General features: G+C 65.8%; 23 protein-coding genes. 6 read left to right on the top strand and 17 right to left on the bottom strand.

The genetic code is table 11. The annotated features are described in order from the left end of the window. Positions 1–62: 62 nt before the first annotated feature. From cobK to cobM, 17 genes are read right to left on the bottom strand one after another with little or no spacing between them, the layout of a single operon-like run. Positions 63–836: a precorrin-6A reductase gene (cobK, locus tag AAA069_RS07420; protein ID WP_055286487.1), complete on the bottom strand. Its 774-nt coding sequence runs from the start codon at positions 834–836 to the stop codon at positions 63–65. Beyond that, positions 833–1,474, bottom strand: a complete 642-nt coding sequence (locus AAA069_RS07415; protein WP_195233206.1) for a precorrin-8X methylmutase — start codon at positions 1,472–1,474, stop codon at positions 833–835. Before AAA069_RS07415 ends, cobK begins: the two co-directional genes overlap by 4 nt. Next, a complete protein-coding gene (locus AAA069_RS07410; protein WP_349127982.1) occupies positions 1,475–1,990 on the bottom strand; it encodes a cob(I)yrinic acid a,c-diamide adenosyltransferase in 516 nt (171 codons plus the stop codon). Then, the gene (locus tag AAA069_RS07405) at positions 1,987–3,486 is read right to left on the bottom strand and encodes a cobyric acid synthase (protein ID WP_349127981.1); all 1,500 of its coding nucleotides are present in this window, start codon (positions 3,484–3,486) and stop codon (positions 1,987–1,989) included. The genes AAA069_RS07410 and AAA069_RS07405 overlap by 4 nt, the downstream gene beginning before the upstream one ends. Next, the gene (locus AAA069_RS07400; RefSeq protein ID WP_349127980.1) at positions 3,479–4,702 is read right to left on the bottom strand and encodes a histidinol-phosphate transaminase; all 1,224 of its coding nucleotides are present in this window, start codon (positions 4,700–4,702) and stop codon (positions 3,479–3,481) included. Before AAA069_RS07400 ends, AAA069_RS07405 begins: the two co-directional genes overlap by 8 nt. Next, positions 4,699–5,673, bottom strand: coding sequence for an adenosylcobinamide-phosphate synthase CbiB (gene cbiB, locus AAA069_RS07395; RefSeq protein ID WP_349127979.1), 975 nt, complete (start codon positions 5,671–5,673; stop codon positions 4,699–4,701). Before cbiB ends, AAA069_RS07400 begins: the two co-directional genes overlap by 4 nt. Continuing rightward, positions 5,673–6,674, bottom strand: coding sequence for a histidine phosphatase family protein (locus AAA069_RS07390; protein WP_349127978.1), 1,002 nt, complete (start codon positions 6,672–6,674; stop codon positions 5,673–5,675). The genes cbiB and AAA069_RS07390 overlap by 1 nt, the downstream gene beginning before the upstream one ends. Further along, positions 6,671–7,480, bottom strand: coding sequence for an adenosylcobinamide-GDP ribazoletransferase (locus AAA069_RS07385; protein WP_349127977.1), 810 nt, complete (start codon positions 7,478–7,480; stop codon positions 6,671–6,673). The genes AAA069_RS07390 and AAA069_RS07385 overlap by 4 nt, the downstream gene beginning before the upstream one ends. Then, positions 7,435–7,977, bottom strand: a complete 543-nt coding sequence (locus AAA069_RS07380; protein ID WP_349127976.1) for a bifunctional adenosylcobinamide kinase/adenosylcobinamide-phosphate guanylyltransferase — start codon at positions 7,975–7,977, stop codon at positions 7,435–7,437. The genes AAA069_RS07385 and AAA069_RS07380 overlap by 46 nt, the downstream gene beginning before the upstream one ends. A gap of 2 nt (positions 7,978–7,979) precedes the next feature. After that, positions 7,980–9,200 carry a nicotinate-nucleotide--dimethylbenzimidazole phosphoribosyltransferase gene (cobT, locus tag AAA069_RS07375; RefSeq protein ID WP_349127975.1) on the bottom strand — a complete coding sequence of 407 codons (1,221 nt, stop codon included), beginning with the start codon at positions 9,198–9,200 and terminating at the stop codon, positions 7,980–7,982. Further along, the gene (locus AAA069_RS07370) at positions 9,115–10,497 is read right to left on the bottom strand and encodes a cobyrinate a,c-diamide synthase (protein ID WP_349127974.1); all 1,383 of its coding nucleotides are present in this window, start codon (positions 10,495–10,497) and stop codon (positions 9,115–9,117) included. The genes cobT and AAA069_RS07370 overlap by 86 nt, the downstream gene beginning before the upstream one ends. Then, positions 10,494–11,741, bottom strand: a complete 1,248-nt coding sequence (gene cbiE / locus AAA069_RS07365; RefSeq protein WP_349127973.1) for a precorrin-6y C5,15-methyltransferase (decarboxylating) subunit CbiE — start codon at positions 11,739–11,741, stop codon at positions 10,494–10,496. The genes AAA069_RS07370 and cbiE overlap by 4 nt, the downstream gene beginning before the upstream one ends. Continuing rightward, a complete protein-coding gene (cobJ, locus tag AAA069_RS07360) occupies positions 11,729–12,472 on the bottom strand; it encodes a precorrin-3B C(17)-methyltransferase (protein ID WP_349127972.1) in 744 nt (247 codons plus the stop codon). Before cobJ ends, cbiE begins: the two co-directional genes overlap by 13 nt. Beyond that, entirely contained in the window at positions 12,472–13,563 is a 1,092-nt protein-coding gene (locus AAA069_RS07355; protein ID WP_349127971.1) for a cobalamin biosynthesis protein, read from the bottom strand. The genes cobJ and AAA069_RS07355 overlap by 1 nt, the downstream gene beginning before the upstream one ends. A 42-nt stretch (positions 13,564–13,605) precedes the next feature. Beyond that, complete coding sequence (locus tag AAA069_RS07350) at positions 13,606–13,839, bottom strand: hypothetical protein (protein WP_195363986.1); 234 nt, start codon at positions 13,837–13,839, stop codon at positions 13,606–13,608. Beyond that, positions 13,832–15,016: a cobalt-precorrin-5B (C(1))-methyltransferase CbiD gene (gene cbiD / locus AAA069_RS07345; protein ID WP_349128001.1), complete on the bottom strand. Its 1,185-nt coding sequence runs from the start codon at positions 15,014–15,016 to the stop codon at positions 13,832–13,834. The genes AAA069_RS07350 and cbiD overlap by 8 nt, the downstream gene beginning before the upstream one ends. A gap of 1 nt (position 15,017) precedes the next feature. Beyond that, entirely contained in the window at positions 15,018–15,809 is a 792-nt protein-coding gene (cobM, locus tag AAA069_RS07340; RefSeq protein ID WP_349127970.1) for a precorrin-4 C(11)-methyltransferase, read from the bottom strand. Positions 15,810–16,267: 458 nt separating this feature from the next. Here cobM and AAA069_RS07335 point away from each other — a divergent pair, with 458 nt between their 5' ends. The 6 genes from AAA069_RS07335 to AAA069_RS07310 all read left to right on the top strand — a co-directional run bounded on the left by AAA069_RS07335 (position 16,268) and on the right by AAA069_RS07310 (position 23,331). Next, entirely contained in the window at positions 16,268–17,194 is a 927-nt protein-coding gene (locus AAA069_RS07335) for a sirohydrochlorin cobaltochelatase (RefSeq protein WP_055286465.1), read from the top strand. A gap of 145 nt (positions 17,195–17,339) precedes the next feature. Beyond that, positions 17,340–17,873 (top strand): hypothetical protein, encoded by a 534-nt coding sequence (locus AAA069_RS07330; protein ID WP_195363984.1) that lies wholly within the window; start codon positions 17,340–17,342, stop codon positions 17,871–17,873. 4 nt (positions 17,874–17,877) lie between these two features. Then, on the top strand, positions 17,878–19,449 hold the full coding sequence (locus AAA069_RS07325) for an ABC transporter substrate-binding protein (protein ID WP_349127969.1): 1,572 nt from the start codon (positions 17,878–17,880) through the stop codon (positions 19,447–19,449). Between the two features lie 22 nt (positions 19,450–19,471). Next, positions 19,472–20,494 (top strand): iron ABC transporter permease, encoded by a 1,023-nt coding sequence (locus AAA069_RS07320; RefSeq protein ID WP_195503389.1) that lies wholly within the window; start codon positions 19,472–19,474, stop codon positions 20,492–20,494. Further along, a complete protein-coding gene (locus tag AAA069_RS07315; RefSeq protein ID WP_349127968.1) occupies positions 20,495–21,709 on the top strand; it encodes an ABC transporter ATP-binding protein in 1,215 nt (404 codons plus the stop codon). Positions 21,710–21,897: 188 nt separating this feature from the next. Further along, entirely contained in the window at positions 21,898–23,331 is a 1,434-nt protein-coding gene (locus tag AAA069_RS07310) for a radical SAM protein (protein WP_349074244.1), read from the top strand. The last annotated feature ends 166 nt before the right edge of the window (positions 23,332–23,497 follow it).

Raw genomic sequence — 23,497 nt, 5'->3', positions numbered from 1 at the left:
GGTCGAGCTTGCTCGGGGCGCTCCTCCTCGCAGGCGGGAGGGCACGCATGCGCGGCGAGCGCCTAGCGCGCGAACTCCCGTAAGAGCGCGTCTTCCACTTCCCTAAGCGAAAGGGCCCCGCCTCCCTCGGCGGGACGGGCGACCACGATACAGCGCGCTCCCACGTCGCGCGCGGAGGCGATCTTCTCGGCCGTGCCGCCTACGGTTCCCGAGTCCTTGGTCACAAGCCACTGGGCGCCCACCTGCCGAAGCATCGCCTCGTTGAGCTCGCGGGTGAAGGGCCCCTGCATGCCGATGACGTGCGACGGCGAAAACCCCGCGTCGATGCACTTCGTTATAGCACCGGGCAGAGGGAGCACACGCACGAAGAAGCGCTCCGCGAAATCGGCGACGCGCGTGTAGGGAGCAAGCTCCTTGCTCCCCGTCGTGAGAAGCGCGCGACCCGGGTTCTCGGAGAGAAAGCGCGCCGCGCAGGCGATCGACGCGACCGACACGACGCCTTTGGGCAGCGCCTCGACCGGGCGCGTAAGGCGCAGGCATCGTGCACCCACGGCGAGCGAAGCGGCCCGGATGTTGCCGCTTGCGAGCGTAGCGAAGGGGTGCGTGGCGTCGACGACGATGCGCGCGCCGGAAAGCTCACGCTCCATGTCGGCCTCGTCGAGCCTGCCCGCATGCACCTCGATGCCCGGAAGCTCGCCCAAAAGCTCGCCTCCGTACTCGGTTGCCGCGTAGGCACGGGCGGGGATTCCCGCCCCGCTCGCCCATTCGCACAGGAGGCGGCCCTCGGTGGTGCCGGCGAAGATGCGCAGCGCCGGCGCGGATGCGGGGGCCGTCACTTCGGGCCGCCTGGGCGCGTGATCTGGTAGAGCAGCGCGTTCATAATGGCGGCCGCCACGGTCGAGCCGCCCTTGCGACCCCTCGCGACGATGGCCGGCACGCGTCGCGCGAGTAGCTCCTCTTTCGCCTCGACCACGTTCACAAACCCAACCGGCACCCCAACGACGAGCGCGGGCGCGATCTTCCCCGCGTCCATGAGCTCGGCGAGGCGCAGAAGTGCTGTGGGAGCGTTGCCGACGGCCACGATGAGCGGACCCTCGATGCCGCAAGCTTTGTCCATGCTCGCAACGGCGCGAGTCGTGCCCGCGGCGCGCGCCGTTGCGGCGACATCCGGGTCGGCCATGTAGCACACGGCCTGGCAGCCGATCTTCGCGAGCGCGGGCTTGCTTATGCCTGCGAGCGCCATGTTCGTGTCGGTGAGCACCGTGGCCCCTGCGCGCAGTGCGTCGAGCGCACAGTGCGCGGCGTCATGGGTGAACACGAGGGAATCGGCGTACGAGAAGTCGGCAGTGGTGTGGATGACGCGCTTCACGACGGGCTCTTCGAGCGGCGGGAACGTGCGGCCGCCGAGCTCTTCGGTGATGATTTCAAAGCTGCGCCGCTCGATGTCGCCGGGCGCCATCTCCTTGGAATCCATCTAGTACTCCACTCCTTCCCTTGCACATATCCCCTGCTCGTAGGGGTGTTTCTCGCACCGCATCTCGGTTATGTAGTCGGCCTTCTCCACGATCTTGCGGGAAGGCGCGCGCCCGGTGAGCGCTACTTCGACGCCGCGCGCGGACATATCGAGCGCGCGGTCCACGAGCGCCTCGTCGACAAGCCCCTTCGAAAGCGCGTCGAGCGCCTCGTCGAGCACGAGCAGCCCCTCCTGCGCGCCCTCGAGCTCGGCGAGCGCGGAAGCGAGGTTCCCATCGTGCAACTCGCGCGTCGCGGCAAGTTCTTCCGACGTCATGGACCAGGTAAACTTATCCGACGCCTTCCCCGCGAACACGGGCACGCCGAAACGCTCGGCGAGCAGGCGCGCCTCCCCGCTTTCGCCGTCTTTCAGGAACTGCACAACGACGACGCGGCGGCCTGCGGCGAGCATGCGAAGGGCGAGGCCCATCGCCGCCGTGGTCTTGCCTTTGCCGTCGCCATGATACACGTGGATCATACGCCCTCCTCGATAGTGCGGTAGACATACTCCATGTCGAGCGCCCCGCGCACGGAGTCGGCCAGGCGGTCGAACTCGCGCGCACGGTGATCGGCCGCGGACACCGCGCCCTCAGCACCCACGACGCTCTCGGGCAGGCCGCGCATGCGCGCGAGCGAGCGCGCGAGGGCGAGTGCCACCCCCGGTTCGTCGAACAGGCCGTGGAGATAGGTTCCGAACACGTTTCCGCAGGCCGCGCCTTCTGGTTTGCCGCCAATCGTGCCCGCAGGGGCGCAGGAGACGGTCGTTTCGCCGTCGTGAATCTCGTACCCACGCGCCGTCATGCCGTTCCACACCGAGAACGCGCCTTGGGCGCCCGTGATGCGCAGCTCCGACTGGGCGAGGCGCTTTTCCTCCTTGAACACCGTACTTGCAGGGATGAGTCCGAGCCCGCGCGCGGTGCCAGCGCCTTCCCTGCCGTGCGGGTCCGAAAGCTCGTCTCCCAAAAGCTGGTAGCCTCCGCATATGCCGAGCACCGGCGTGCCCGCGCCCGAAAGCGCGCGTACACAGGCTCCGATGCCGCTAGCCGCAAGCCAGCGCGCGTCGTCGACCGTGGACTTCGAGCCGGGAAGCACCACCAGGTCGGGTCGGCCCAGATCGGTCGTCGAGGAAACGTAGCGCACGCCCATGCCGGGCACGCGCGAAAGCGGGTCGAAGTCGGTGAAGTTCGACAGATGCGGAAGGCGCACGACGGCGACGTCGATGACGCCGCGCGCCTCGCGGGCAGTTAGGCGCGGCGCGAGCGAGTCCTCGTCGTCCAGGTCGAGCGTAAGATACGGCACGACCCCCACGACGGGAACCCCGCACATTTTCTCGAGCGGAGCCAAACCCGGGCGCAGGATTTCCACATCGCCGCGGAACTTGTTCACCACAAGCCCCCGCAAAAGCGCGCGGTCCTCGGGCGCAAGGAGCGCGACTGTGCCGTAGAGCTGGGCAAACACCCCGCCTGGGTCGATGTCGCCCGCGAGCAGCACGGGGGAGGACACGGCGCGCGCGAGCCCCATGTTGACGATGTCGTTTTCGGCAAGGTTGATTTCGACGGGACTGCCGGCGCCCTCGATGACGATGACGTCGTTTTCCTCCGCGAGCGAATCGAACGCCTCCAAAATCTGCGGCATGAGCGCCTTCTTTCGCGCGAAGTAGTCCCTCGCAGCGAAGGCTCCCTGCGCCTTGCCGGCCACGATGAGCTGGCTTCGGTGATCGCTTTCGGGCTTGAGCAGGATGGGGTTCATGCGCACGTCGGGCGCGATGCCGCACGCCTCGGCCTGCATGATCTGAGCGCGCCCCATCTCGAGCCCGTCGGCCGTGACACCGCTGTTGAGCGCCATGTTCTGGCTCTTGAAGGGAGCCACGCGCAGGCCGTCCTGCGAAAGCACACGGCACAGCCCCGCCGCAAGCAGGCTCTTCCCCGCGTTCGACATGGTGCCCTGGATCATGATGGGCTTCGCCCTACCCACGGGTATCGACCTCCTTCGCCGAGCCTCGGCCGTCCGCGCCCGCCATAGCGCCGCTGCAAGAAGCGCCGCCCCGTTCGTCGGGTTCGCCTTCGCCCGATGCGCCTTCCGCCCGAAGCGCGCGGCTGAACGCCATCGCAAGCCGGGCGTTCTCCTTGCGCGTGCGCACCGCGACGCGGCACCAGAAACGGGACAGTACCGAAAACGAGTCGCACGTGCGGACCAAAACCCCCTGTTTATACAGGCGCTCGGGGATGTCTTTCGCCGGCGTGCGGACTAAAAGGAAGTTCGCATCCGACGGCACGACGGAAAGCCCGAGCGAGGAGAGCTCGTGGGAAAGCCACGCTCGCTCGCCCGCCAATACATCGCGCGTGCGCGAGACGTATTCGACGTCTTCCAGGGCGGCGATGCCCGCGGCTTCGGCGACCGAGGAGACGGGCCACGCCTGCCCCGCCCGGCGAATCCCCTCGATGAGTTGGGCGTTTCCGCTGATCAGATACCCCAACCGCAACCCTGCCATTCCGTAGAGCTTGGTGAACGCGGAGAGCACGGCCACATGGTGCGAACACGCGGCACGTGCGGCCACGCTCCTTTCGCGGGCGTCGGGCGCAAATCCGAGGAAGCACTCGTCCACGACGAGCAGCGCGCCCACCTGCTCGCAGCGGCAAGCCGCGGCATCGATCACGCGGGGGTCGACGAGGCGCCCCGTCGGGTTGTTCGGATTGCAGAGGTACGCCACGTCTCCCGGCCCCTCGATCGCGCGGGCGAAGGAGGCGGGCACGTCGAAGTCATCCGCTTCGGAGAGCGGGAACTCCTGCACGCATGCGCCGTAGTACGATGCCGCCTCCGCATATTCAGAGAACGTCGGCGCGCACACGACGATGCGTTTCGGGCGCACCGCCGCAGCGAGCCGCCAGATGATGTCGGACGCGCCCGCGCCGCAGACGATAGTATCTTCGGAAATGCCCTGGGTGCGCGCTAGAGCGCGAACGAGGGCGAGGCTTTCCCTATCGGGGTAGGCGTCGATTCGAGAAAGCGCCTTGCAAGCTGCGGCGACGGCGCGCGGCGAGGGGCCTGCCGGATTCACGTTCACCGAGAAGTCGATGAGGTCGGAGGCGCCCCCTTCGCAAGCGATGCCGAGCGATTGCGAGCTGCCCCCATGCGTACGGGCGCGCAGGATTCCCCCGGCAGTCCGGGGCGCGGCGTGGTCTTCCCTCATACCATCGCCCCCACGGCGAGCACGACTGCCGCGCGCGCGACGCCGAAGACGACGAGCGCGCATACGGACGCGGCGAGCATGAGCCTTGTCGCCCGGGCGATGTCGCCCCACTCGATATCACGGGACGCGTCGCCTATCGTCGGTTTCTCAACGAGCTTGCCGAAATACACCGCGGGTCCTGCCAGGCGCAGCCCGAGCGCGCCCGCGCACGCCGACTCGGTCTGCGCCGCGTTCGGGCTCGCATGGCGACGCCTGTCGCGGCGCCAGATGCGCGCCGCCCCGCGCGCGTCGAGCCCGACGATCGGGCACACGGTGATCATGAGCAGGGCCGATAAGCGCGAGGGAATCCAGTTCACCGCATCGTCGAGGCGCGCCGAGGCGCAGCCGAAGTCGATGTAGCGCTCGTTTTTGTAGCCCACCATGCTGTCGAGCGTGTTCACCGCCTTGTACGCCATGCCCAAGGGCGCACCCCCGATCATAAGGTAGAAAAGCGGCGCGATGACGCCGTCGCTCGCGTTCTCCGCCACCGTTTCCACGGCGGCGCGCGCAACGCCCTGCTCGTCGAGAACAGACGTGTCGCGTCCCACGATGAGCCCGACGGCTTCGCGAGCCGCGACAAGGCCGCCCTTCGAGAACGCGCGGGCCACGGCCAGGCTCTGGCGGCGCAGCTCGCATGCCGCGAAAATCTGATAGCTCGCCCATGCCTCGGCCACGAAGCGCAAGCCGGGGTGAACCATGCCGCAAAGATGCAGGATTCCCCAGGTCAAAAGCCCACACGCAAGCGGAAGCGCCACGGCGAGCACAAGCCCTGCGGCGCGCGTGCCCGCGGACGTTTGCGGGAATGCGCCCCGCAGGCGGCCTTCGGCCCACGTAATCGCGCGCCCCATGGCGACGACGGGATGGGGAAGCCAGCGCGGGTCGCCGAAGGCAAGGTCGGCCGCGAACCCGGCGGCGACGGCAAGAATCGTCATCACCGGCCATCGCCCCCCGAAGCGGGGCGAACGTCGCGAAGGCAGCGCCCATCCCAGGTGGCGGCCCATGCGCCGCCCGGCTCGGTATGCACGTCGAAATATCCCATTTTCGGGACAGCTAGCTCGGAGAGCAGCGCTTTCACGGTACCCGCGTGAACGACGAAGACGGCGCGCCCACTCCCCTGGGCGCGCTCCGATTCGCACGCCTCCCGAAACGCCGCGACGACGCGGCGGGTGAAATCGCTCTTGCCCTCGCCATGCGGGCAGCGCGTCTCGCACCAAGAGTCTACCCAGGCGCGGTAGTGCGCATCCTCTTTAAGCTCGGCGGCGCTTCGCCCCTCGAAGTCACCGAAATCCATCTCGCGCAGACCGGGGCACGCCATAAGCTCCGCGTTCGGGAAGAGGATGCGCGCCGTCTGGTCGGTGCGGGCCATGCCGCTCGTGATAACACGGAACACGTCACGATCGCACGCGAGGTCGCGCAAAGCGCGCTCGCCCGCGCTCGACAGGGGCTCGTCGGTACCCGCCCCGCTGTAGCGATGGTCTTCCGTGCCCGCCGTGGCACCATGGCGCACGAAGACGACTTCCAAAGGCGCGCCCGCGCCCTGCGTCCCTCGAGGCGCATCGGCAAGGTTTCCTTTGATGACCTGGGGAATCCCGCACGTCATGCGCACGACGACGTCGGCGCGCGCAGCGAGCGCGCATCCCAGGCGCCCCGCGCGCTCGCGCCATTGGGCGTCTTCCGCATGCATAGGGACGACCCCCGAGCCGACCAAGGACAGAATCACTGCGTCGAAGCCGATCAGCCGCTCGAGCGCCCGGTCAGCGTCGAGCGCGCGTACGAGTTCCTCAGCATGGTACGCGACGCGGCCGGCAAAAGCCGCGGGCACGCCGCCCTCCGCAAGCTGCGCCGCGTCGACGAAATCGTCCGCCGCGAACCCGAGCTTTTCGCGCACGAAGGTCCTCTTCCCCGAATGCGCGCCGCCTACCACGAGAATCATAGGAGCATACCCCCCGCCACCAGCATGGCAAGCATCGCGAGCTCGGCCCATTGCAGAAACCATCCGGCCAAATCCCCCGTCACCCCGCCGAAGCGGGACAGGGCAACATGACGGTACCACGCGAGCGCCAAAAGCCCCGCCACCGCCATAAGGGCGCCGACGGCCTGAGCGCACGCGACCATCCCTGCAGCCGAAGCCGCAGCGAAAGCGCAAAGCGGCACGACGATCGCCGCGCGCTTCTTAGCAGGCGAGAGTCCCGCGGCCATGCCGTCCGCCCGCGCGGCAGGCCAGCATTCTACGGCGAGCCCCGAAAGCGCGCGGGAGAACACGAGCGAGCACAGAAGCGCAAGGAACGCCCCCGCCGTAAGCGGCAGCGCGGTGAACAGGGAAAACTGCAGAATAAGGTACACAACAACACCGATGACCCCGAAGGCGCCCGCCCGCGGGTCGTGCATAATCTCGAGCTTTCGCTCGCGCGGGGCCCAACTTGCAAGCGCATCGGAGGTGTCGCAGAGCCCGTCTAGGTGGATGCCTCCCGTCACCGCCACAGGCAGCGCCGCGAGCACGGCCGCGACGATGGTCGCGGGCACGCCGAGCAGGTTCGCCACGTACCCCCACGCCGTCATGAGGAAGCCTTCTGCAAGGCCCACCAGGGGAAACGCGGCAAGCGCATGGGTTGATCCGAAATCGGTCCAGGCCGATTTCGGGACGGGGATGCGCGAGAACGTTCCGAACGCCGCGCCGATTGCCTCTGCTATCTTCACCTTGTAGGTCCTTCGCCTTTCATCCACACGGGAATCCCGCATACCACTTCGACTGCACGATCGGCCAGCGCCGCCACGCCCGCGTTCACGCGCGCGACCGCGCGCCTCCATACCTCGGTCCCCTCATCGTAGCGCATCCCATCGGCGAACACGTCGACGGTGACCACCACCGTATACGCAGCGGCCTGAGCGAGCCGTTCAATGCCTCCGAGCACCTCGCGCGCCACAGCGTCGGGGTCACGTGGGGACAAGCCGCCTTCCGCGAAAAGCTCGTTTGCAACCAGGTTGCCCACGTCCTCCAAAAGAAGCGTGCAGCCGCGCGGAAGCCCGGGCACTGCGGCGCCCACGTCACGCGTGCGCTCGAGGGTGGAAAACCCCTTGCCCTCGCGCAGCGCCCGATGGCGCGCGATGCGGCGGGCGCCCTCTTCCCCGAAGGGCTCCATCGTTGCCATGTACACGCGGGGGCCGTCGTGCCCGAGGCACAGGGACTCGGCATAGGCGCTCTTGCCGCTCGCTGCGGCGCCGATAACGAACGTCACCGTCATTTCCCAGCCTCGAAATGCTCGTAAGCAGCCATGCCAGTCGCCGTGAACGTCTTCCCATCCCGGTACACGCGCAGCGCCGAATCCAGAAGGGGCAGATACGCCATGGCGCCCGCGCCCTCGCCCAAGTGCATGCCCGCGTCGAGGGGTGCCTTAATGCCGAGCTCGCGAAGGAGCTCCTGGCTTGCGGGTTCGCTTGATGCGTGGGTGCCCACGAAGTAGCCCAAGGCATTGGGGCACAGGCGCGCCGCGCACAGGGCCGCCGTGCAGGATATGACCCCGTCGAGGAGCGCCGGCGCCTTCGAGGCCGCGGCCCCCAGATAGAAGCCGCACATCGCTGCGATGTCGAAGCCGCCCACCTTCGAGAGCACGTCGATCGGGTCGGCGGGATCGGGCGAGTTCGCGTCGATAGCGCGCTCGACAACGTCGCGCTTGCGCGCGAGCGAGGCGTCCGAGAGCCCCGCGCCGCGCCCGACGAGGCTCCGCACGTCCGCCCGGATGAGCACTGCGGCCACCGCCGCCGAGGTGGTCGTGTTGCCGATGCCCATCTCGCCCGCGGCGAGAAGGCGTACGCCGGCGCGGGCAAGCCCGCACGCGACGGCGATTCCGACCTCGATCGCGCGCACGGCCTCATCGCGAGACATAGCGAACCCGTGCGCGATGTTGCCGCTCCCCCGCCGCACGTTCGCGCGCACCATGCGCGCGTCTTCTATGCTCCGGGCCATACCAACGTCGACGGGCACGACCTCGGCACCCGCGAACGCCGCCATGCGGCAGGCGCTCGTGGCCCCCTCGCACATGTTGCGCGCGACGGCTCGCGTCACGTCTTGCCCGCTTTGCGACACGCCTTCGGCAACGACCCCGTTGTCGGAGAAGAATACTGCGAGCGCACGGGGAAACTCGGCCACCTCGGCGCTCCCCTGAGCTGCGGCGATACGCGCGACGGCGTCTTCAAAGTCGCCCAATCCCCCCAAGGGGTGCGCGATGGAGTCCCACGCGGCGTACGCGGCGGCGCGGGCGCACTCGTCTGCGGGCGCGATCCGGGAGAGCGCGGCTTCGAGCACGGCGCCCGGAGCCGACGAGAACGCGCGCTCGACTTCCTCGCGGATGCAGGCAAGCGCGGTTTCGGTTGCTTCAGCCATGCCGTCTCCTCTCTGCGAACGACGCTGCGGCAGACGCGAACGCGCGCGCAACGTCGGGGTTCGCAGGATAGTACACATGCGGGAAGCCCACAACCAGGGACGGGGTAGTCGTCATGCACGGCCAGCCTTTGTCGCGCCGGGGCTTCTGCGCCCAGAAGTCGCCGCCCGGGCAGGTGGACTGCCAGTAGTGGAACTCGTGTGCGCGGATGCGTGTGCCGCGCGGCCCGTAGAGCCCGTCGCGTTGGGAAGTGAGATCCACGTACCCGAAATGGGACAGCCTTCCCCCGTTCTCGCTTGCGCCCTCAAGGGCGCCCGCAACAGGCCAACGCCGCCCCTCGCTATCGGCGATTTCGCGCTGCAGGTACAGAAACCCACCGCATTCGGCGACCGTCGGCACGCCGGATTCCACCGCACGCCGCACCGCCTCGCGCATCGGCGCGTTCTCGGAGAGCTGCCGCGCATGGAGCTCCGGGTAGCCGCCTCCCAGATAGAGGGCGCTTGTCCCCCGGGGCAACTCGCTATCACACAGGGGGCTGAAAAAGGCCAGCTCGCAACCCAGGTCCTCGAGCGCGCGCAGGTTCTCCTCGTAGTAGAACGAGAACGCCTCGTCACGCGCGACGGCGACGATGGGCCGCGCTCCCGCGATCGGCTCCAACCGGTAAGGTTCCTCGCGGATATCGGGTGCCGTCGCCGCTATTTCGAGCAAGCGGTCGACGTCGACGCTCTTTTCCACCAGCTCGGCCATCTTATCGATGCGCGCGGAGAGCTGCTCCACCTCGTCGGCGGTCACAAGCCCCAGATGCCGGCTTTCGAGCGAGAACACCTCGTCGGCGGGGATATTCCCCAAAACCGCGACGCCCGCGTGCTTCTCGATCGCAGGCGCCGCATAGGCGCAGGCAGCGGCGCTCGTCTTGTTCAGCACGACGCCGCGCACGTTCGCACAAGGCAGGAACTCGGCGATGCCGCGGATTACGGCGGCGAGCGATAAAGACGCGCCGCGCCCGTTCGCCACTAAAACGACCGGCGTTTCCGTGTCGCGCGCAACCTGGTAGCTGCTCGCGTCGGCCACGCCGGGCGCCATGCCGTCGTAGAAGCCCATGACCCCCTCGAGCACCGCGACATCCGCGCCAGCGGCGCCACGTGCGAGCAGGGCGCGCAGCGTCGGGGCGTCGGTGAAGAAGCCGTCTAAGTTGCCCGAGCGCGCGCCCACGACGCGACGATGAAAGAGCGGATCAATGTAGTCGGGGCCGCATTTGAAGGCCGCGCATGCAAGGCCGCGGCGCGCGAGCGCGCGCAGGAGCGCGCACGTAACGACCGTCTTGCCGCTCCCGCTCGAGGGCGCAGCGACCATGAAGCGCGGGATGGTCGTGCTCACCGGGCGCCGCCTTCCCCACCTGCACCACGCGCGCTGACGAGGAACACGGGGTTTTGCGCCTTCATGAGATGGTGCGAGCCTACAGCCTCGGCGCGGGCGGCCGACACCTGGCACGCCTCGAACCCCTTAAAGCGCGAACCCGAGAGGAGCGCGCACGCCTCAGTGAGCGTCTCAACGGTGACGCATGGCACGCACAGACGAACCTGCGAGTTCTTCTCGAGCGCCGCCTCCACGATGGAGGGAAGCTCGCCCGCGCTCCCGCCGACGAACACGGCGTCGGGGACGGGCAGTTTCGCGAGCGCTTCGGGGGCGACACCGGGGACTGCATGCACGTTGCCGCACCCGAATGCAGCCACGTTCTCCCGGATGAGCCGCACGCCGGCCGCGTTGCGCTCAACCGCCCATACCGACCCCGCTCGCGCGACGAGCGCCGCCTCGATCGACACGCTCCCCGTGCCGGCGCCGACGTCCCACACGGTGTCGGTCGCGGTAAGGCGCAGTTTCGCGAGCGCGACGGCGCGCACCTCCTGCTTGGTCATGGGAACGTCGCCGCGGATGAAAAGCTCGTCGGGAATGCCCGAGGAAGCGTACGGCCAGCGGGAGCTCGCGGCGCCGCCTGCGAACTCGATAAGCATCACGTTCAAGTCGTCGAACGTCTGACCTGCGATTTCACTTGCGGTCGCGCAGGTGATGCGCTCCTCGGGGTACGACAAGCGCTCGGCCACCGTCACGCGCGCGTCCCCGAAGCCCGCCTGCACAAGCTCGCCCGAAAGCCGCGAAGGGTCTTCCCCGCCCGACGTGGCGAGGAAGAGCTCGCCTGAGCGCTCGGCCTCGGCCACAATGTCGCACGCCACGCCGTGAGCGCTCGCGAAGCGCCAATCCTGCCATGGACGCGCGAGGCGCGCGGCGAGATACGACGCTGAGCTTATGCCGGGAACAACGCGCACGTCCACCTGCGCGTCGCCGGAGAGCGCCTCCACCAGGCGGCGCGCGCCGCTGAACAGCCCCACATCGCCCGTCATCACGACCACGGCGCGCCGCCACGACGCCGCATCGGTGAGCGCGGCGACGATGTCCGCCGTCTTCACGAGCTCGCATCTCACCACGTCGGGCGGCACGTCGATGCCGGCAAGCGCGCGATGAGCGCCGATGACCACGTCGGCGATGTCGATCGCGTCGAGCGCCGCGCGCGAGAGCAAGTCGGGGTTTCCGGGCCCCGCCCCGATGATCGTTACCTTTCGCATGGAATCTCCCGATACCCGCGCGGCGTGACCATACGGCCGCCTACGAGCTTCGTGTCAGCGTTGCCGACGAACACGGTGGTGAACATGTCGGCGTCGATCTCCCCCAGCTCGGAGAGCCTGCACATGCCCGGCTGCTGCCCCTCGCGCCCGATGTTGCGTACCCAGCCGCAGAGCGTGTCGGGGGCCTTCCATTCGAGCATAATCTTCGCCGCGCGCGAGAGCCTGTCGGCGCGCTTTCTGCTGCGCGGGTTGTACAAACAGATGCAGAAGTCGGCGCTCGCCACGGCGGCGAGCCTGCGCTCGATGACCTCCCACGGCGTGAGCAGGTCGGAGAGCGACACGACCGCGAAGTCGTGGGCAAGCGGGGCGCCGAGCACCGCCGACCCGCTCTGAGCCGCGGTGGCCCCGGCGATAACTTCCACGTCTACATCGGGGTAGTCCTCCGCAAGCTCCAGCACGGGGCTCGCCATGCCGTACACGCCCGCGTCACCGCTGCACACGAGCGCCACGGCTTCTCCGCTCTGCGCGCGCGAAAGCGCCAAGCGGCACCGTTCAACCTCGTGCATCATCGGCGTCGCGAGATGCGCCGCGTCGGGCACGGCGGCGAGCGCGAGCTCCACGTATTTCGTGTACCCCACAACGATGTCGGCCGCCTCGAGCGCGCGCCGGGCCGCAATCGTCATGCCGTCGGGGCCGCCCGGGCCGATCCCCACCACGAAGAGCTTTCCCATCACCGCTCCTTAAACGAAAGTTCGATAGTTACCTTGGAAAACGCGACGGTCACGCCGCTGTAAGCGAGCTTCGGGAAGACAAGTTTGCCCCCGTCCGCGAGCGCCGCGCGCTCGCACACGTTGTCGACCCCCACCGTCGCGCGCACGAAATCAGATGGCGAAACGCTGCCTTCGACCTGCGACAACTCATCTGCGGAATACGTCGCAAGCGGAATATTGCGCGCGCGGCAGAAGGCGAGCAGACCCTCCTCGTGCGCCTTCACGTCGATCGTCGCCGCCTTGCGCACGGCCGAAGGCGAGATACCCGCCTGCCCGCACGCGAGAAGAAACGCCTCCTCGATCGCTTCGGCGCACGCACCGCGACGGCACCCTATGCCCGCAACGATGCAGGGCACGACAAGGCGAAGCGGCTCGGACGCAGGCGCCTGCGCCCGCACGCCCGCCGGCTTCCCCGTCTCACCGGCGAGCACGACCTCGCCCGTTGTCTCCGCCGCGCAAACGGACGCACCTGCGTTCGCGCCAGCGAACGGCGACACGACGATATCGGCCCGAGCGCGGTCTGACGCAATGTCAACCCCCTCAGGCGGCTGTCCCGAAATCGGCATGTCGGAATAGAGCGCCACGCGCCCGCCCGAAAGCAGCCGCGCCGACACTCGCTTGATGGCCTCGGGATTCGAAACGGCGAGCCCCACACGGCGCGCCCACGTATCCACCGCCCACACGCCGCGGACGTCAGTCGCCGTGGTGATGGCGGGGATGGCCCCTGCCACGCGTGCCACAGTTTGCGCCAGCTCGTTCGCACCGCCCAAATGCCCCGATAAAAGCGGGACGGCAAAGCGCCCCGCCTCGTCGATCGCCACAACCGCGGGATCGTTTGCCTTCGAGGCGACATACGGCGCGATAGCCCGCACGGCGATGCCCGCCGCGCCCACGAACAGAAGCGCGTCCGACGCTTCCCACGCGAGCGCCGTCCATGCGCGCAGGTCGACCTTCCCCTCGCCGAACCCGCGCGAAACAGAAACGTCCCAGCCAGTGTCATCTTCACCTGTCTGCGCGCAATCGGAAAGCGCGCGTGCGGTGCGCTCCGCCAACGCATACCCCCTCTCAGTGAACGCTATGCAGGAAACCCTCATCTAGCGCACCACCATCGTCGAGAAGTAGCTGCCCCGATCGGGCACATCGTCGAGCGAGCGGTACACGCGCTCACCCGGAAGCCCACAGTCCTCAACGAGCTCGGTGCCGTCGAAGGCGCCCTCCTCGCAAAGGATGCGCTTCGTGTCCGCAAGCGAGCGGCGCGCCTTCATGACCACCTTCGTCCCCGGCCAGCCGATTGCGCGGCCCACCCCATACAGCACGCCTTTACTCATACGTCGCCCCCAATTCCCCGATAACTGCATCGGCGCCCGACGTGCGGAAAAGCTCACGGCGCTCCGCGTCGAACACGACCGCGGCGATGTCGCATGCGCCCGCCGCGCGCCGGAGCAACCTGTCCTCGATTGCCGCAGCGAGCGAGGCGCGCGCAGCGTCCCCCACGCCGGCGGCCTCGATTACCTCGAGCGCCGCCGTGGTCGTGACGGACGTCATGATCTCGCGCACGGTCTTCGCGCCCGCGCCGGCCATGGCCGCGTGGGCGGCCAGAATCTCCGCGCGGCAGTCGGCGGTACGCGAATGGGTGTCCATGATGCCGCCCGCGACCTTCACCAACTTGCCGATGTGTCCCACAAGAAGGACATTGGTGAATCCCTCGCGAACGCAGCAATCAATCGCATCGCCCACAAAGTTGGAGATGAAGACCACCGGCGCACCGTTTAGGTGGAAATGCCCCGAGATGAACTGCCCGCCGTAGTTGCCGGGCGTGAGCACGACTCCGCGCCGCCCCATAGCCGCATGCTGCCGGATCTCGAGCTCGATGCTGTCGCGCAAGGCAGCGAGACTGCGAGGCTCGACGATGCCCGTCGTGCCCAGGATGGAGATGCCGCCCTCTATCCCCAGGTGCGGGTTGAAGGTCTTTTCGGCAAGGGAAACGCCCTCGGGTACCGAAATCGTCACAGCAATATTTCCAGAAAAGCCGTGCGCGGCGCACACCTCGCGCACCGCCGAAGTGATCATCGCGCGCGGCGTCGCGTTGATGGCGGCCGCCCCCACCGGCTGCTCGAGCCCGGGCAACGTCACGCGCCCCACGCCCACGCCGCCATCGACGGAAACTTCCGATTCGTGCGCGGGCACGTCCTTGCTGTCCGCAGCACCCGTGCCCGACCCCGAATGTTCCACGCGCGCGTACACGAGCACGCCGTCGGTCACATCGGCATCGTCGCCTGCGTCCTTACGCACGGCGCACTGGGCACACCCCTCGCCGATGCATGCGTCGACCACGTTCGCCTCGACGGGCAGCCCGCCGGGGGTGACGATCGACACGAGGCCGACGGGCTTTCGTGACAAGAGCATCTCGCAGGCCGCCTTCGCCGCGAGCGCGGCGCAGCTCCCCGTGGTGTAGCCACAGCGCAGGCGGGTCGTCCCGGTATATATGTAGTGCTCGAAGGCCACGCTAGCTGCTCGCCTTCCGATAGCCCGTGGCAAACGAAGGGTCGTAAAGCTTGCTGCGCTCGTACGACTCCGCTTGCGCGCCGTTGTGCGAAAACCCGCCGCGAGCTCCGAGCACGCGGCCCACCACCACAAGCGCCGTGCGGTCGATGCCCTCTCGCGCGCCCGCATCGGCGAGCGTGCCCACTGTGCATCGCACCACGCGCTCCTCAGGCCAGGTCGCCTTGTACACGAGCGCGGCCGGCTCGTCGGAGCTGCGGCCCGCGGCCAAAAGCTCGGCGGAAAGCTCGGCGAGCATACCCGAGCTCAGGAAGATGACCATAGTCGAGCCACTTTCCGCCATGGTGCGCATGCCCTCGCCCGCGGGCATGGGGGTACGTCCGGAAAGCCGCGTGATCACAACCGACTGGCTGATTCCCGGCAGCGTGTATTCCTGGCGAAGCGCCGCCGCGGCACCGCAAAAGCTCGACACGCCGGGCACCACCTCGTAGTCCACGCCGCACGCGTCGAGCGCGTCCATCTGCTCCTGGATGGCGCCGTACAGGCACGGGTCGCCCGTGTGCAGACGCACCACTTCCTCGCCCCGCGCATCTGCCGCGCACATCACGTCGAGCACTTCCTCCAAGGTCATGTGCGCGCTGTCGTAGACGATGCTGGATTCCTTGCACTCAGCGAGCAGCTCGGGGTTCACAAGGCTTCCCGCCCAAACGACCACGTCGGCTGCGCGCAGAAGGCGCGCCCCGCGCAGCGTGATAAGGTCGGCGGCGCCCGAGCCTGCGCCAACGATATGAATCATCCGAGCCTTCCCTTCCCGTTTCTCATCGCAACCGTTTACCCCGCCATTCGCGCAGCGGGCAAAACACGGCGCCTGCGGCGGCAATCGGCGCAAATACGCAGGCAGGAGGCGCAATGCCGCCCGCCCTGGCTTTGACACGTTCACAAGTGCCCACTATCATAGTAAAAGATTCGGCAACGAGCATATGACAATCGGATAAAAGGAAATGACCGGCGCGGCGCCCGCACAGCCCGCGCTGGCTTGCGGAGGGAACCAGGTGGGAATCCTGGGCAAGGGACATTACTGTATAGGACGCGCGGGCGAACCACCTCGCGCCCCAAGCCAGACTGCTTCGCCTTTTCCTCACGGCATCGCCGTGGCGTTAGCTCCTTGTGAACCCCGAGGGGTGCGCTTTTCTTTCGCTTGTGCCGACAAGCAACTGTCGCCGGGGGACCGGCAAACCGAGGAAAGGAAAAACCATGTCCGACCAGATGTCACGCCGCGGCTTCATGGGCGCCGCAGCAACCGGAGCCTTCGCGCTCGCCGGAGTCGCGCTCGCGGGCTGCTCCAACACCTCCGCGAGTTCCGAGAAATCGAGTGAAAAGGAGAAGGCCGTGAAGCCGGTCATCCTCGTCACGAGCTTCGGCACGAGCTACAACGACTCGCGCCACATCACCATCGGCGCCATCGAAGACGCTATCCGCGAGAAGTACTGGCAGGACTACGACATCCGCCGCGCCTTCACCGCGCAGATCATCATCGACAAGCTGAAGAAGCGCGACGGCATCACGATCGACAACATGACCGAGGCGCTCGACCGCTGCGTGGAAGACGGCGTAAAGGAAATCGTCGTGCAGCCGACGCATCTCATGGGTGGCCTGGAATACACCGACGTGAAAGACGAGCTCGACAAGTACGCCGACAAGTTCGACAAAATCTCGCTCGGCGACCCGCTGCTCACCTCCGACGACGACTACAAGAAGGTGGCCGCAGCCATTAAGGAGAACATGGCGTCCTTCGACGACGGCAAGACGGCGCTGTGCCTCATGGGCCACGGCACCGAAGCCGATTCCAACGCCGACTATGCCAAGATGCAGGAAGTGTTTAAGAACGAGGGCTTGACGCAGTTCTTCGTCGGCACCGTCGAGGCTGAACCGACCTGCGAGGATGTTATCGCCGCCGCGAGCGCCGCAGGCTACAAGAAGGCCGTGCTCGCGCCGTTCATGGTGGTCGCGGGCGACCACGCGAACAACGACATGGCAGACGAGACCGACCCCGACAGCTGGGCTGCGAAGTTCGTGGCTGCCGGCTTCGAAGTGACGTGCCTGCTCCAGGGTCTGGGACAGAACGTCGCGGTCGACGACATCTACGTCGCGCACGTGGACGACGCCATCGCCAAGCTGTAAACTCGCCGCGCACGGGGGCGCCGGTCGCGTCCCCGTGCAACGGGCATGCGCCTTCCCCGACTGACGGCGCATGCCCGTTGCATTCGCATCCCGCCCGCCCACCGCACGGCGCGGGCGGTCGAAGCGATTGAAAGGAACCCCCTCCATGTTGAAGAAAACCCTCGCCTTCGCCCTGTCGGCGGCGCTTTTCGCGTTCTCGCTCGCCGGCTGCGGCGGAAATTCAATCGACAGCGCAAAGGCAAGCGATGCCGATTCCCAGGAAAAGACCGAACAGGCGGCCGATGCGCCCGAGGGCGCAAGCGCTGCCCCCATCACCGCCGACAAGGTGGCCGACGGCACCTATCCGATCACCGTAGATTCCAGCTCGAACATGTTCAGGATTGTGGATGCCCAGCTCATCGTGGAAAACGGCTCCATGCACTGCGTGATGACACTTTCCGGCACGGGCTACGGCAAGCTCTTCATGGGCACGGGCGACGAGGCTGCCGCCGCGAGCGAGGCCGACTTCATCCCCTATGTGGAAAACGCGGAAGGCAAGTACACCTACGACGTGCCCGTTGATGCGCTCGACGAGGACACCGCCTGCGCCGCGTGGAGCATTAAAAGGGAGCGGTGGTACGACCGCACGCTCGTATTCGAATCCGCCGGCGTCGATCTGCGCGCCGACGCACTGAAGTAACGCCATGCGGTCGATTCTTCCCAAGGGGGAAAACAGGAAGCGCCGCAGCATCGCGGCGCGCGCGATCGCCTGCGTTCTCGTCGCCCTGCTCGCGCTTCCCTTCGCGGGGTGCAGTGCGAGCCCGAACGTGACCGGTGCCACGGCGGGCTCTCAGGAATACACTGTGAGCGTCTCGCTTTCCGGCGGGTCAGGGCGCGCAAGCATCGCCTCGCCCACCACAATTGTGAAGGATGGCGACACCTACACCGCGACCATCACCTGGTCGAGTTCGAACTACGACAAGATGACCGTCGACGGCGTGGACTACGCGCCCGTAAACGACGGCGGCAACTCCACGTTCGAGATACCCGTCACGCTCGACGAGGACATCGCCGTGTCGGCCGAGACCGTCGCCATGTCGACGCCGCACACCATCGACTACACGCTCCACTTCGACTCATCCACCATGAAGGAGAAATCGGGCGACGATGCAAGCGGCGGCTCCCCTGCGGGAACGGCTTCAAGCGCCGCGGCCGACTTCCACAACGCTGATTTGGGCTGCGGCTGGGAGCCGACGGGGGCGCTTCAGCTTGAATACGCCAAGCACTTCACTGTCGACGAGTTCGAAGGCGGCTTGCGGCTTATCTGCGTTTCGAACGGGGAGCGCTTCCTCGTGGTGCCGCAAGATGCGAAGGTACCTGACGGGTTGAGCTCCGACATCGCGGTCATAAGACGCCCCGCCGACAAGGTGTACCTCGTGTCGTCGGCGACGATGTGCCTGGTCGACGCGCTCGATGCGAACGACAATATCTTAATGTCGGGCACGAAGGCCGACGATTGCTCGGTCGCGGGCTTCAAAAGCGCGCTCGAAAGTGGGGCGATCGCCTACGGCGGCAAGTACAGCGCGCCCGACTACGAGCGAATATCGGCCTCGGGCTGCACGCTCGCCATCGAGAACACCATGATCAACCACACGCCCGATGTGAAGGAAAAGCTGCAGAAGCTCGGGCTCGTCGTGCTCACCGAACAGTCGTCGAGCGAGCCCGAAGCACTCGGACGCGTCGAGTGGATTAAGCTTTTCGGCGTCCTGTTCGACAAGGAAGAGGAGGCCGCGCACCTGTTCAACGAGCAGAAGGCCCGCGTCGAGCAAACGTCGGGGCTCGCGTCGTCAGGTAAAACCGTGGCGTATTTCTACATTAACTCGAACGGGGCCGCCGTCACGCGGCGGAGGGGCGACTACGTGGCGCAGATGATCGAGCTCGCAGGCGGCAGCTACGCGCTCGATGACGCACAGACGGCGTCGACGTCAGGTTCGTCAGTAACGCTCGAAATGGAGCGCTTCTATGCGACGGCGAAGGATGCCGACATCATCGTCTACAACGGCACCATCGACGAATCGGTTGCCACCTTGAGCGACTTCGTAAGCAAAAACGCGCTATTGTCGCAGTTCAAAGCCGTGAAGAACGGCAACGTCTGGGTCACAAGCGCCGACATGTACCAGCAGATGACTTCTACCGCCGACATTATCGACGAGCTGCACGGGGCGTTCACCGGCGATGACACGAGTGACTTCCATTATCTGAGGAAGCTCGGCTAGCGCCATGAGAAGCCGGCTTACCATGGCATACGACGAATCGGGGCGCGCCGCGCGGTGTCGCGTCGTGACGGCGCTGCTCGCTGTTGCCCTCATCGTGCTCGTCGGGGCCAACCTGTGCATCGGGAGCGTGCTCGTGCCCGCAGACCACATCCCCGACATCCTTTCGGGCGGCGCGGCCAATTCCATGGAAAGCCAGGTCATCTGGGAGATTCGCCTGCCGCGCGTGCTTTCAGCCATACTTCTCGGCGGGGCACTTTCGCTCTCCGGGTTCCTGCTGCAGACGTTTTTCAACAACCCCATCGCCGACCCGTTCATCTTGGGCGTCTCCTCGGGCGCAAAGTTCGTCGTCGCGCTTACGATGATCGTGCTTCTGGGCGCGAACCAGGCCATGTCCTCGCCGGTCATGGTGGCCGCAGCGTTTCTGGGATCGCTTATCACCATCGGCTTCGTGCTCCTCATCGCACGGCGCATAAGTTCCATGGCCATGCTCATCGTGGCGGGCGTCATGGTGGGATACATCTGCTCGGCGGCGACGAACTTCCTCATCGCCTTCGCCGACGACCAGTCCATCGTGAACCTGCACAACTGGTCTTTGGGTAGCTTCTCGGGTTCGAGCTGGGACGACGTCGCGGTCATCGCGGTCGTGGTGATCACCGTGAGCGCATGCGTATTCGCGATATCGAAGCCCCTTTCCGCCTTCCAGCTGGGAGAAGCCTACGCAAAAAGCGTCGGCGTGAACGTCGCACGCTTCCGCGTGGTGCTCGTCCTTCTAGCAAGCATGCTCTCCGCCTGCGTGACCGCGTTCGCTGGTCCGGTGTCGTTCGTAGGCATCGCGGTTCCGCATCTCGTTAAGTCGGCGCTGAAGTCGTCGAAGCCCATCCGCGTGATTCCTGCGTGCTTCTTGGGAGGCGCCATCTTCTGCGCGGGCTGCGATTTGATCGCACGCACGCTGTTCTCCCCCGTCGAGCTTTCCATCAGCGCCGTCACCGCCATCTTCGGCGCGCCGGTGGTTATCGCACTCATGTTGAAGAAGCGGGTGAGGTAGATGGGGAAATTCGAGCCGCAGCCCAAAACGCTCGGAGGGGAGTCGAACCTCGAAACCCCGGTCGAAACGCAGGCTGACGGAGCGCCGCTTTTCCGCATAAGCGACCTGTCGGCGGGTTACGACAAGAAGGTCGTAGTCGAAGGCGTCGATCTGGAGGTTCGCGCGGGCGACGTCGTGGCGCTCATCGGGCCGAACGGCTCGGGCAAGTCGACCATCTTGAAAACAATCACACGCCATCTGGCACCGCATGCCGGCACGGTCGAGCTCGACGGGCGAGAGATTTCCCGATGGAAGACGGCGGAGTTCGCAAGGAACCTTGCCGTTATGCTGACAGATCGCCCCCGGACCGAGCTCCTCACCTGCCGCGATATCGTAGAGGCGGGAAGGCATCCCTACACCGGGCGAATGGGCACACTCACGCCCGATGACCATAGTCGGGTCGACGAGGCCATGAAAACCGCACATGTGGAAGGGCTCGCCGAGCGCGACTTCATGCAGATAAGCGACGGGCAACGCCAGCGCGTCATGCTCGCACGCGCCATCGCGCAGGATCCGCGTGTGCTCGTGCTCGATGAGCCCACGTCGTATCTCGATATCCGCTACCAGATCGACCTGCTGCGAATACTTCGCCACCTTGCGAAATCGCGGAATGTTGCTGTCATCATGTCCATCCACGAACTCGAGCTCGCGCAGAAAAGCGCCGACAAGGTGATTTGCGTGAAGGACGGCCGGGTCTTCCGCGCCGGCGCACCCGAGGACATATTCACGCGCGAGACGATTGGCGAGCTCTACGGCCTTCAACATGGCACCTTCAACGAGCGCTTCGGCAGCGTGGAAATTGGGCGCCCACACGGCGATGCGCACACGTTCGTCATCGCCGGCGCAGGTACGGGGTCAGCTGTGTTTCGCCAGCTCATCCGGCAGGGCAAGGCGTTCTACGCGGGCATTCTGCACGAAGGGGACATCGACTGCGAGCTCGCGCGCGACCTGGCGACGGAATGCGTGGCCGAGCGCGCCTTCGAGCCGATCGGGGATAAAACCATAGCCCGCGCCAAAGAGCTCCTCGTCCACTGCGCGCGCCTTATCGTGTGCCCCGCCGCCTTCGGCACCATAAACGCCCGCAACGCAGAGCTCGTCGAGTTCGCACGATCGCATGGTATCGAGGTCATGCAAGCGTGCGAAGGCGCATCGGAGGATTCCAATGGATACGCCTAGGCGCGGTCCAAGAAATCGTCCGCATCCCCATCTGACACTATTTCACCGCAACTTAGAAGGTGTCGGCGTATAACGCTTCACCCCAAATTAAATTGATTCGTTGAATAGACACACTACAAATCTTTAGACTTCGTTTAATCCACAAGTGGGTATTATCACACATTAAGCACACGTGAAAGGATATACCCATGTCGCTTACACGGTCAGCAGAGCGTGCAGCGCTCAACAAGCTCATCGATTATCTCGACGACAACCCGCAAGAAAACATCGACAAAATCATGGACCTCGTGAACAAGCTGGTCCCCAATCGCGTATTTCCTGTACAGCGAGAGGCATTCACCAATGTCATCAAGAGCCGCGGCAATTGGTATGACCTGATCATGCGTGTGTTCAGCCTTAATCCCCAGATGCGAACCAAACTGCTTAAGACCCTCATTGTCGACGCCAACCTGCTAGCTTGGCCAGAGCAGGAAAAGAACCGCGAAAAGTACCAGTGCAACGTTCCGTGGGCCATCCTGCTCGATCCCACGAGCGCCTGCAACCTGCATTGTACGGGCTGCTGGGCCGCCGAGTACGGCTACAAGCAGAATCTCTCGTTCGAAGACATCGACTCTATCGTTACGCAGGGCAAAGGGCTCGGTACGCATATCTACATCTATACCGGCGGCGAGCCGCTCGTCCGCAAGCACGACCTGATCAGAATTTGCGAAAAACATCAGGACTGCGTGTTTCTCTGCTTTACCAACTCCACGCTGATCGACGAGGCCTTCTGCGACGATATGATTCGCGTAGGTAATTTTGTCCCCGCCATCAGCGCCGAGGGCAATGAGCACACCACCGACGCCCGTCGCGGCGAGGGTACCTACGCAAAGATCGAGCACGCCATGAAACTCCTGCGCGAGCGCGACTTGCCGTTTGGTATCTCCACCTGTTGGACCAGCGCCAATGCCGATACGGTTGCTACCGAGGAGAACATGGACTGGATGATCGGCGAGGGAGCACTCTTCTGCTGGTACTTCCACTTTATGCCGGTTGGCCGCAATGCAACCCCCGAGCTCATGCCCACGCCCGAGCAGCGCGAGCACATGTATCACTTTATCCGCGAAATGCGTGAGAAGAAGCCGCTGTTTACGCTCGACTTCCAAAACGACGGCGAGTTTGTAGGCGGATGTATCGCCGGCGGCCGCCGCTACCTGCACATCAACGCCGCCGGAGACGTGGAGCCGTGCGTGTTCATCCACTACTCAAACGCCAACATCCACGATGTGAGTTTACTCGACGCGCTGCGCTCTCCCCTCTTTATGAAGTACTACGAGAACATGCCGTTTAACGACAACTACCTCAAACCATGCCCCATGCTCGAGAATCCCGACGTGCTGCCCAAACTGGTCGCCGAGAGTGGCGCAATGAGCACCGACCTAATCGAGAAGGAGTCACCCGAGCAGCTGCGCGAAAAGACCCAGGCTGCCGCCGAGGCATGGTCACCTGTCGCCGACCGCATCTGGAACGACTCCGACGATCCGTTATACGCCAAGCGTCACGAGGACAAGTCGCAGGGCATGGCCGATAGCGACATGCACAAGTTCGAAAAACAGGGCCGCATACTCAAAAACGGCGATTAATGCTGCCCTACACGACAAACGCTCAGAAATGAAGCGGAGCAGTCTCGAGGCTCATCTTCGAGGCTGCTCCGCCTTACCATCAAAACAGTTTTACTAAGTTGCGGTGAAATAGGGACCAGAACGGCCTTCCAATAACCAAAACAATCCCTATTCCACCGCAACTTCT

This window comes from Collinsella sp. CLA-SR-H006 (assembly GCF_040097075.1).
GTDB lineage: Bacteria > Actinomycetota > Coriobacteriia > Coriobacteriales > Coriobacteriaceae > Collinsella.
Note: the sequence above shows the minus strand (reverse complement) of the source record. Positions and strands in the feature narration are given on the sequence as shown.